The 10,785-nt window shown below is 34.9% G+C and carries 10 protein-coding genes and 1 pseudogene; 6 read left to right on the top strand and 5 right to left on the bottom strand.

Annotated features, from left to right (window positions below; translation table 11 throughout):
• The first annotated feature begins 275 nt into the window (after positions 1-275).
• From SAZ04_RS20940 to SAZ04_RS20930, 3 genes and pseudogenes are all read left to right on the top strand, one after another.
• Positions 276-1,298: a serine hydrolase domain-containing protein gene (locus SAZ04_RS20940; RefSeq protein WP_332699202.1), complete on the top strand. Its 1,023-nt coding sequence runs from the start codon at positions 276-278 to the stop codon at positions 1,296-1,298.
• Between the two features lie 341 nt (positions 1,299-1,639).
• The gene (locus SAZ04_RS20935) at positions 1,640-2,116 is read left to right on the top strand and encodes a CarD family transcriptional regulator (RefSeq protein WP_332699199.1); all 477 of its coding nucleotides are present in this window, start codon (positions 1,640-1,642) and stop codon (positions 2,114-2,116) included.
• A 526-nt stretch (positions 2,117-2,642) separates the two neighbouring features.
• Positions 2,643-2,744, top strand: a pseudogene (locus SAZ04_RS20930) (cold shock domain-containing protein); the annotation flags it as partial.
• A gap of 1,343 nt (positions 2,745-4,087) precedes the next feature.
• Here the strand turns inward: SAZ04_RS20930 and SAZ04_RS20925 are convergent.
• Positions 4,088-4,390: a hypothetical protein gene (locus SAZ04_RS20925; protein ID WP_332699197.1), complete on the bottom strand. Its 303-nt coding sequence runs from the start codon at positions 4,388-4,390 to the stop codon at positions 4,088-4,090.
• A gap of 198 nt (positions 4,391-4,588) precedes the next feature.
• Entirely contained in the window at positions 4,589-5,686 is a 1,098-nt protein-coding gene (locus SAZ04_RS20920) for a YncE family protein (RefSeq protein ID WP_332699194.1), read from the bottom strand.
• A 738-nt stretch (positions 5,687-6,424) separates the two neighbouring features.
• Here SAZ04_RS20920 and SAZ04_RS20915 point away from each other — a divergent pair.
• Positions 6,425-7,351 carry an ABC transporter ATP-binding protein gene (locus SAZ04_RS20915; RefSeq protein WP_332699189.1) on the top strand — a complete coding sequence of 309 codons (927 nt, stop codon included), beginning with the start codon at positions 6,425-6,427 and terminating at the stop codon, positions 7,349-7,351.
• Entirely contained in the window at positions 7,344-8,570 is a 1,227-nt protein-coding gene (locus SAZ04_RS20910) for an ABC transporter permease (protein ID WP_332699186.1), read from the top strand. The genes SAZ04_RS20915 and SAZ04_RS20910 overlap by 8 nt, the downstream gene beginning before the upstream one ends.
• Positions 8,571-8,833: 263 nt before the next feature.
• Here the strand turns inward: SAZ04_RS20910 and SAZ04_RS20905 are convergent, their stop codons facing one another.
• Positions 8,834-8,983, bottom strand: a complete 150-nt coding sequence (locus SAZ04_RS20905) for a helix-turn-helix domain-containing protein (protein ID WP_332699183.1) — start codon at positions 8,981-8,983, stop codon at positions 8,834-8,836.
• A gap of 258 nt (positions 8,984-9,241) precedes the next feature.
• Between SAZ04_RS20905 and SAZ04_RS20900 the strand changes: the two genes are divergently transcribed.
• On the top strand, positions 9,242-10,087 hold the full coding sequence (locus SAZ04_RS20900) for an AraC family transcriptional regulator (RefSeq protein ID WP_431309042.1): 846 nt from the start codon (positions 9,242-9,244) through the stop codon (positions 10,085-10,087).
• Positions 10,088-10,202: 115 nt separating this feature from the next.
• Here SAZ04_RS20900 and SAZ04_RS20895 read toward each other — a convergent pair whose 3' ends face one another.
• Complete coding sequence (locus SAZ04_RS20895) at positions 10,203-10,376, bottom strand: hypothetical protein (protein WP_332699178.1); 174 nt, start codon at positions 10,374-10,376, stop codon at positions 10,203-10,205.
• Positions 10,377-10,378: 2 nt separating this feature from the next.
• On the bottom strand, positions 10,379-10,785 hold a 407-nt coding region (locus tag SAZ04_RS20890; RefSeq protein WP_332699175.1), incomplete at its 5' end, for a VOC family protein.

Raw genomic sequence — 10,785 nt, 5'->3', positions numbered from 1 at the left:
TCTACCCCGACTACCGTTATCATAAGACCATATAGAAAAAGGTCAACCAGAAAAATCTGGCTAACCTTATATTACGAACGGGTGCGATTGCTCAATAAGAGTAGTCGCTCCTTGTGCTAACGGGCAAAAGAGTTGAACAAGAATAATGCTATAACTATTAAGGTTGTGAATATAATATGAAGAACAATCATCAACTTTTGATACTTGAAAGATTAATTAATTGGAAGATGATAGCTAAAAGTAAAGATTGTTTGAATGAAAGGAGGATATTATAGTTGTTAAGAACAATTGAGCCATCATTTGTTGCTGAATTAGTGACAACCGCAGTATCAAAGAAAAACATATATGGTGTTGTACTATGTGTCGAAAATGGAGATAACTCATTATCGCACTTATACGCATCTGGAAATCTAACTACAAATAAACCATATTTTATAGCAAGCGTTACAAAACTATATGTCACTGCTGTTATACTAATATTAAAATCAAAAAATCGTCTGAACCTCCAAAATAAAATCTCAGAATATTTATCTGAGGAAATTCTACATGAACTCCACCTATATAAAGGTATAGAATACTCCAAAGATTTAACAATCAAACACTTAATGTCCAACACATCAGGAATTCCTGATTATTTTTCTTCTGATGTAGTCAGGGAATTAACGGCAGGAATAGACCAGAGTTGGGGCTTTGAAAGAACAATAGCGAGTGCAAAACAAAAGAAACCGAAATTTATTCCTGGTAAAAAGGTTCAATACTCTGATACAAATTATCAGCTTTTAGGTAAGATTATTGAAACTATCACAAACAAAGACATCCATACGGTCTTCAAGGAATTTATTTTTGATGAATTAAATTTAGAGGACACGTATTTATTTGAAGATGTGAATGATAATCAACCTGCCCCTATCTATTACAAAGATAAGGAAATCCATTTACCAATATATATGTCATCTATCGGACCAGAAGGAGGCATTGTATCAACTGCGAAGGAATCTATGATATTTTTAAAGGCATTTTTCAATGGACATTTCTTTCCGAAAGAATATTTCAATGAGCTGAAAGATTGGAAACTCCTTTTTGGTCCAGGATTATTCTTTTATGGAGTCGGGATTGCAAATCAACCTATATTCATTAAAGAATTAAAAAATGGATTGATAGGACATTGGGGACAGACAGGGGCTTTTTCATTTTACCATCCAAAGACTGATCTATACTTTACAGGAACAACCAATCAGTTTTACGGACAAAATGTCGCAGCACGTATGATGTTGAAAATAATCAAAAATATAAAATAACGGTATAAGTCTAATTTCGGTTAATCAGACGGAACTTTTGGATTGGTTATGTAATATTGTACTTAAAGTAACGGGTGCGATTGCAGAACAAGGCAGTCGCTTTTTGTGTTATTTGCGCAGGAAGGTTTTATAAAGAATAATAATATTAAGGTTAGTAGAGGTTTCAGAATATACGCGGGAAAATCAACCTTCCCTTTATTGGTAATCCGACACGATTCCTATTGTTTTTGCTTTTTCTGATCTTTAAAGAAAAAGTAGTTGACACTGAAAATGAATTTATGATATTATTAAAAATTTGATAAAAAATAATATATATGTTAAGGTTAAGAAGGTTACCATATATGGAGGTGGATTATTTGTTTCAAATTGGCGATAACATTGTTTATCCAATGCACGGAGTAGGTATAATTAAAGCCATAGAAGAAAAGGAAATCTCAGAGGAAAAACAACAGTATTATGTCATAAAAATGTTAATCGGTAATATGCAAGTCATGATTCCTACGGGTAAAATATTGAGTTTAAGTATACGCCCTGTTACTGACATAATTGCATTAAAACACATCATAAACATTTTTCATCATGGAGAATCAGATAGATTACTGCCGTGGAAACAAAGGTATAAAGTGAACACGGACAAAATAAAAACGGGTAAAATACAGGAATGTACTGAAGTTGTACGTGATTTAATGCGTATGAAGAAAGAAAAAGCACTTAATACAAGCGAAAAAAAAATGTTAGATAACGCACATGAATTTTTGATTAGTGAACTGGGATCAATTAAAGGGATTACTGAAAATCAAATAAAAAGTTTCTGTTAATGTTAATTTAAGAAAATGTATTACATCTCCCGAAAATATCCTGATTTTTTTGGAAATATGTTTATTATTAAAAGTAAATCTTTTCAAAGACATTCAACTTCTCCAACTCACCTTTAGAGCATTAACCTCTTTTGTTATTTCTACAATCTAATCCATTTTTATTATTTAAATTTCTTTAACGAACGTTTGAAGTTTCATCAAATAACTCGATAAAATAGTCACTTGATTTTTGCAATCCTGATTCACACTGGCACGGACAAGGAGCCGTAAGGATGAAAGAGAGGTAGGGCTTTCATTGTTTTAGGTATACAATATATTATTTAAGTCATTATTTCTAGAAGAAAAAACAATCAATCTCACCTCTATCTTTAAGAATTTTTTACATCTACTGAGACAGTGAATAGTAATTGTTTATCTTCTTTACGTAAAAGAGAAAAACGAATTGGTAACACCATATGGTCAACTACAAAAATGTTTTCTAGACCAGGAAACCATTTTTTATTTTATTTACATAACAATAGTAAAGATTACTGGTGATGGTTTTAAATCCTTTGATGAAGGGCAACGCGTACAATTTGATATTCTAAAAGGACAACGTTGCTCTCAAGCAGAAAACGTTTCTAAAATTAAATTGATCTCCTACCCCTTTGTAAATATGAACTCTGATCATAGGGGGGACCAAGCATAATCACCGCTTTGTACTTGAGTATACTTTTGTCATTTCCTTTTACTTCAATGTTTCCCCCGAATAATGGGACGAGGGGACAGGTCGAGACCACTGAAAAACTTTTTTTGTATTGCTTATAACATTTTGAGCAAAATCCCCATTTTTTATCTGTTGCCCCTTTGCTGTCACAGTCTTTGCACTTCATAATCTTTACCTCCCATTATGCCATTCTATTAGCATCATGGACGAGTTTCATATTTTTTAAACATTGAAGCAAAAAAATTACCCCTATAGGCTTGATGACAGGGTTCTTGCTGTAGACCGCAAAGTAAATTCTATTATAAGAAAGAGTGATTACAGCCACAAAAATGAACCATATCTGCCATGTTTTTTACCAGCAGTTTCCACGAAATTTACCACTTGCTGTCAACGTTGTTTACCAATAGAGAAACATCAAGGATTTTGAAATAAAAAAGCCTAATCCTTCTTAATTGTTACCGAGGAATTAGGCTTATGGTCTACCGCAATCGTGCCCGATTGTGTAAGATCATTTTCTATTGAATAGTATCGTTGTACTGCGCAACAAGAGCATCTGTTGTTTTTCCTTTTTCTTATTGAGCATAAGGATGCTTATATATAGTATCCGTTCCAAAACATTGATATGGTGCATCCTTTATCATTGTTTCCATGTAACCATAGATAAGCGTTTAAGAACTTGACGCGGAGCCTCTGTGGGCATGATTGGTCTTGAAAGCCTGAAGCCGTTGTTTCATCAGGCATGCGAGCCTATCATACCCATCCCTCCACGTAAAGTCCTATGTTTGTTAACGTTAAAAACTATAATTACTTACTATATATAATGCTTTAACAAAGATACAAATTCGGCACTTTTCGTATCTTTACTTACGTTGAATACGGTGGAAAATCATACTACATATAAGCGCCCGTTAGTTTAAGTGCAATTGTTCACAATGAGTTTAGAAAAAATTGGAATAATTTGCATTGTAACCCTCAAAAAAAAACAGAGAAACGTCACCACTACGTTCCTCATGTTTCATTAAAAGTGATCTTATTTAATAAAGACCTATCTTCTTTTTTAAAATCTTATTTAACTCCTTTTCCACCTTATAATCTGTCAACGATTCAATTATTTTTCTAACTGCTTCCGCAACTAAATTTGCGGTATCTCCTTATTCCCCAGTTATGTTTCAGAGTCTCAAAGATGGTCATTTCAACATCCTGAGGAGATATATTTAATTCGCTATATGGGTTCAATGAGTTTCTCAATTCAATTACATAAAAAATTAAAAAGGGCTTTTTGCTCGAACAATTTGGTAAAGATCTTTAGGTTTTGTAGCTTCGACAGTTCCAGACGATTCAGTGACTTCTTCAGATACAGAAGGATTAATCACATCAGATAAACTCGGTAAATATTCCCATTTTTTTCCATTGAACCGATACATAATACGCGTTGTAGTATCAATAAACAAGTTCCCAACTGGTTGAGATTGAGGGCGTTCGGCTAGTGTGCCTGCTCGGATAAAAAGAACACTTCCTGCATCCTCAACAAGATTGATCAATACATCTAACAATTCACCATTACTCATATAGAATTACCTCACTTTTTTATATAGATAATATAGGAAAAAGCAAATATATAAGTCACGTGTATACTCTTATGTATCGAGTATACATGTGACTTATAACCATACTCGACACATCAAACAAAAGGAAACATTAGCATTGTAATTTTTTAAAAAAACCTTGGCTTTTTGTCATAAAAGAATCGAATTAGCAAATCTCCCTTATGGATTAACTCCTACTGAAAACGGACGATCTCCGACAGGAATGGTAGCAATCACCGTATTGGTTACTCCATCAATTACGGAAACACTATCATCGTCCTGATTTGTTACATAAATACGATTGGTTAATGGATTGACGTCAACTCCATTTGGATTAGTCCCGACCGGAATAGTAGCAACCACAGTGTTCGTTAATCCATCAATCAAGGAAACATTATTAGTGCCTCGATTTGGTACGTAAATAGCATTCGTAGTTGTATTGACTCCCACTTCACCTGGAGTAACCCCGACCGGAACGTTAGCGATTACCGTATTGGTTGATCCATCAATCACGGAAACAGTATTACTGGTGAAATTTGATACATAAATACGATTAGTATTTGGATTGACCCCTATTCTGAATGGATTAACTTGGACTGGAATGGTATCAATTATCGTATTGGTTGATCCATCTATTACAGAAACATGATCAAAATTAAAGTTTGCTACATAAATAAGGTTAGTTAATGGATTGGCTCTTATCCCAGTTGATAAATTGAGACCCGGAATTGTAATGGTATCAATCACCGTGTTGGTCAATCCACTAATCACGGAAACATCTTCAGTTGTATCCAATGAATTAAAATTTGCAGTATAAATGGTATTAGTATCTATATTGACCCCTGCATCACTTGGTTCAAGCCCGACTGGGACGGTAGCAATCACCGTATTGGTTACTCCATCAATTACGGAAACAGTATCATCGCCTTGATTTGTTACATAAATACGATCGGTTAATGGATTGACATTTACCCCTGCTGGGTTAACTCCAACTGGAATAGTAGCAATTATCGAATTGGTTGTACCATCAATCACGGAAACATCGTTACTATTAAAATTTGCTACATAAATGCGATTTACTGATATTAGCCCAGGAGGACCTGGTTCACCTTGAGGTCCCGTTTCTCCTTGGGGTCCTTGTGGGCCAGGAGGTCCCGTTTCTCCTTGGGGTCCTGCTGGGCCAGTAGCTCCTCGTCGACCAGGCGGACATTTGCATTTTTGCTTTTTTGCTTTTGGTACCGGATATATTGGGCAGCATCCACTATATTTTTTAACCATGAAAAATCACCTCAATAAGCATTTATCTTATGATATGGTGATGTTCTTACTAATGCTTGTGTGAATATCACATTTTTACTTTTAACTAAAGTTTCATATTACTTTTTTGTCGCATTTTGACATCAGATGAAACATTTTATTCTGAGTTGGGTAGAGGAACATATTGGAAATCCCATTCACGTCGTCTTATTTGGTTTCCTTTTCTAGTTTTTTTATCATTACCGCTATCGAGAGTCAATATCCTACGAAAGTCAGTCACAATTCAATCGAGAATATTCCCGCATGTTTGGTTGTCCACCAAGAGAAAATATAATTTGAATGATAGAGAAATCCGACCCTAGGAACAATGGATAAGTTAAAGAAGAACCATTCTTCATTGTCACTCTCCAAATATAATTAATTATTGCTTCCATAATAATTCAACATTGTAATAAATATATCCTCTCCTTTTATAACTAAAGCAGCCGTTAGTTTAAGTGAAACCCTTCACAATCTAATTGATCTTCATAAAAAATTAATACCAGAAAATAATGAATTGTGTGCAAAAATAATGAAACTACTAGTATCTATGCATAGTTGGTTAATCACTTGCTGCGCAGTATCCGTCAACTACGAAGTTGAAATTCCAACAGGAAATGTCGAACTTTTATATCCCATTTCTGAAACCTTTTTCTCACTATAACGTAAAGGAAGTATGTTATACCTTCAACTAAAGAATAAGAAAGGTTGAGTGTTTGGATGGAAACAATGTTAACCGTAGAAAGTTTGGGCAAGTCATTTAAAGAAACAAGAGTTCTACGAAATATTTCCTTTGAAGTTAAGAAAGGGGAAATCATGGCCATACTAGGCCCTAATGGTGCTGGAAAATCAACAACAATACGTAATATTATGGGGATTATGTATCCGGATGAGGGATCAATTACATTTCACAACTACCATGATATCCCAAGAAACAAAATCGGCTACCTGCCTGAAGAGCGTGGATTATACAAGAATGTAAAAGTAATGGATATTTTATTGTACCTTGCAGAACTCAAAGATTATCCACTTAAGAAAGCAAAAGAACGAGCACTAGATTACTTGAAAAAATTTGACTTAGAAGGAAAAGAAAACGTATCCGTTGAAGAACTTTCAAAAGGGATGGGGCAAAAAGTACAATTTATAGCTTCAATTATCCATGAACCCGAATTCCTTATTTTGGATGAGCCATTCTCAGGACTTGATCCAGTTAGTCAAGATATCTTCAAAGAGGAAATTCGTAAATTAGCCGAAAAAGGAACCGCTATTCTATTATCCTCTCATCAAATGAATTTAGTTGAAGAGTTAGCTGATCGCTTATTCATGATAAACAAAGGGCAAAAAGTTATCTATGGAACGATGGATGAAGTAAAAACGGAATATGCCAATTTCAAATGCACCATCCGAGGAGAAAATGAAAAAAGCACCCTAGAGCGACTCCCCGAAGTACAGCGAGTGGAGCAAGATGGGAATACATCGATTTTATACTTAACCAATAATGTGAACCCAGCCACTTGGATAAAACATCTACCTGAACAATTAATGATAAATGAATTAAACATTGACCGAATTACTTTACATGAAATTTTCATTGACATTGCGACAGGAAAAAGGGGAATGGGAAAAGTAGGTGAATCAAATGCGTAACACCCTGAAAATAGCGAAATGGGAAATAAAACGTAATATTAAGAATAAGTCCTTTTTAATTGGACTATTTTTAACACCCGTGATTTTTATATTATTTATGGTAGTACCTAGTCTTTTTAGTAACGATGAAGAAGCAACCCCTACGAATGTAATGGTTAATGATCAGCTAAATGTTTATACAGAATTAGAGGCGTTGGTAGACCAAAGTGAGTTTAATTGGAATTTAGAACCAACGGATATTAGAGAGTCAGATGTAGAAAACGAATTAAACGAAAGCGAAGATACGGCATATCTATTCATTGATGAGCGAGCACTGGGTGAAGGAGTAGTCCCTGTTTATATGAGTGATGAAATTGATTCCTTTTTTATTAACCAAGTTCAATTATTAGCAACACCCATTCAAGCTGTGCAAATGGAACAATTGGGTGTGTCTACAGATGAACTAGCAATGATTACAAAAGGTATTACCTTCACCGAGCCAACATCTGAAGAATCCTCATCTATAGAATCTGGTGGTGGCATGACTACAAAAGAACTAGAACGGATGGTACCAGGAGCCTTTGCTGGATTAATTATGCTGTCAATTGTTTTTACAGGAATGGCGATTTTCCAAAGCGCATCTGATGAAAAGAAAAATAAAATTGCTGAAATTATCCTCTCATCAGTAGCACCTGCAGAATTAATGCAAGGAAAAATAATTGGATATTTTGCTTTAGGAATTATTCAAACCTTCGTTTCTATAGCTTTAGTACTCCCAGTTCTTAGTTGGCGAATCGATATTCCATTCATGGAGTATTTATTTGTTCCAGAACTAGCGATACTCGTCCTTATAGCTTTGTTAGGATATTTACTCTTTGCTGCACTATTTGTAGGAGTCGGTGCTACGATGGCAGACATTAGTACCGCTGGTAACTTTCAAGGTCTAATTATGATGCTACCATTTGCTCCATTTATATTTATTGGGCCAGTATTTGGTGACCCAAGTGGACTTATGGCACAAATCGGCACCTATATACCATTCACAACACCAGGAGTGCTCATTCTTCGCCTTTCCTTATTGGAAGAATGGCCTTGGGTTGAAATTATCATTGCTTTAGCTATTTTAGCTATTAGTGCTTGGTTATGTATGAAACTATCCGGTAAGATATTTAAAGTTGGAATATTAATGTATGGCAAGAATGCTTCTCCAAAAGAAATTATAAAGTGGTTACGTGCATAAGCTTACTAAAGGGCATTACTAGCAAATAGTTAGCGATGCCCTTTATCTAATGTACTAATAATATATAGAAGTATATTACATCGTTCGGTAATATTACATTTTATTAGTAGTTTCATGTCAAACCTCATTGGTGCTAATATGTTTGTTCCAATCTTAACTGCAATGGATTGCTTTTATTATAAGCTATTTAGGTAACCATATCTTGACTGTCATTACTTATAATAACATTGTTAATAAATATAATTAAATGAACATCTCCTGATTCAAAAGCGGTGTTCTTTTTCAGGAACGGAAGTTAGACTTACTCCTCCTATTTCGCGATTGGAAAGTCCATGTGCGACTAACCCTGCAATATCTTTTTCCCGTGGAGTTAAATGCTTCAAGCTTTCCTTATCTGTAGGCTGAATCAGCACTACGAACCTCGAGAACCTTCTTATTACCATCTTAACTTGATTATCTACAACAGCAGTAGTTACAAATGTAATGATTTCACCAAGTCCAGAGTCTGTTTCATATCTTATTTTCTATACAAATGTCCAAGGATACTCACTATTGCTATTAGAAATTTCTATTGTAAAAGTATAAAATAGAAACCGACTGAAATTAGCACGAAAAGTAGGGTAAGGGGATATTTATCCTGGTAGTGTATTAGTGGAAAGGGGTTAAATCTTATTGATATGTTACAAGGGATGAATGATGCACTAAATTATATTGAAGAAAATTTGGATAGCACGATTGACTTAGATGAAGTAGCGAATAGAGCTTTTTGCTCTAAGTATCATTTCAAACGTCTCTTTACTCTTCTTTCAGGTATCACCATATCTGAGTACATTCGCAGAAGGCGACTTACTTTGGCTGCTTTAGAATTGAAGGACTCTCAAGTGAAAGTAATTGATATAGCAATGAAATATGGATATCAATCTCCTGATGCCTTTACACGAGCTTTTCAAAATTGCCATGGAGTAACACCCTCCTTATCTAGGAAGCCACAGCAAAACTTGAAAGCATATCCAAGAATGACCTTTCAATTAACTATTCAGGGAGGAAGCGAAATGAAATATCGTATTGTTGAAAAAGATGCTTTTAAAGTGATTGGAGTTAAGTATGAGGTCGAGATGGTTAATGGAATCCTTTCACCAACCTACGAAAATATGATTGCAGGTATCAGTGATACGAAAATGGGTGAATTGGAGTCACTCTCCAATAAGGAACCTTATGGGATTGTTCATGTCTCCGTCAACTACTCAGAGAGTTCAGACGAAAAGGCTACTTTTAATCAGTATATCGGTGCAGTTACTACACAAGACGAGATTAATGAGTATTCAACATTAGAAGTTCCTGCGTTAACCTGGGCAATTTTTGAAGTGGAGGGAGATTGGTTGCAAGTTGAAAAGCATTGGCAGCGAATATACTCTGAGTGGTTACCGACATCTTCCTATGAGCTAACAGAAGGACCGGAAATACTAGCTAGCAAAGATCAAAAAAATGAGATCTGGATCTCTATTAAGAAAAAGTAAAAAATACTTCCCTACTTACTCCATCCAAGAACAATATTTTCTTCGTTAGTAGTACAAAGAATGCGATGCTTTGATTATTCAAGCATCGCATTCTTTGTTTTATAACTGTTTAGACCTATTTAATTCTTTTACCTATGATAACCCCAGTAGCCATTATAATAACACCTAAAACAATGGAAACTATAGATACATTAGTGAAAATGGGCTCTAAATTATTCACTTTAGATACCCAATATACCAAAGCAGCTATTATCATTAAAATTAATCCTACCCATTTTATACCACCCAATGTCAATTCTCCCTTTTTTCTTCCCAAAGCTTTATACGTTCTTCATGACTAACCTCTTTATGGACTTGATGCAACATCCATATATAACCATATGGGTCCATGAATATAGCGTTCGATACCCCGTAGTCATGCATATCAGTCACAGGTTGCACCTCTGTACAACCTAAATCCATTGCTTTTGCATACGTCTTTTTAATGTCTGGAACAGTAACATTAACCCAACTAGTTTTAGGGTCGTCAGGTTTTGGTGCAATCAAATGAAATTCTGGGTTTTCATCTAACATATGAAAGCTAACGCCGTACAGGGTAAAAACTACCTCATTTTGACCAACAGGAAAGTTTGAAACCTCCACACGCTCGATATCAAATATATTTTCGTATAATTCCAATGCTTTTAAGCTATCTTTCA

The sequence above is a fragment of the Halalkalibacter lacteus genome, from assembly GCF_036663595.1.
Lineage (GTDB): Bacteria > Bacillota > Bacilli > Bacillales > Bacillaceae_D > Halalkalibacter > Halalkalibacter lacteus.
The sequence above is the reverse complement of the archived record's forward strand: the minus strand, read 5'-3'. Positions and strand labels throughout refer to the sequence as shown.

Bases quoted from the DNA above. Each gene is read 5' to 3' on its own strand.
- SAZ04_RS20935 (WP_332699199.1), top strand. From the start codon at position 1,640: ATGGAGGTGGATTATTTGTTTCAAATTGGCGATAACATTGTTTATCCA.
- SAZ04_RS20925 (WP_332699197.1), bottom strand. From the start codon at position 4,390: ATGAGTAATGGTGAATTGTTAGATGTATTGATCAATCTTGTTGAGGAT.
- SAZ04_RS20920 (WP_332699194.1), bottom strand. From the start codon at position 5,686: ATGGTTAAAAAATATAGTGGATGCTGCCCAATATATCCGGTACCAAAA.
- SAZ04_RS20915 (WP_332699189.1), top strand. From the start codon at position 6,425: ATGGAAACAATGTTAACCGTAGAAAGTTTGGGCAAGTCATTTAAAGAA.
- SAZ04_RS20910 (WP_332699186.1), top strand. From the start codon at position 7,344: ATGCGTAACACCCTGAAAATAGCGAAATGGGAAATAAAACGTAATATT.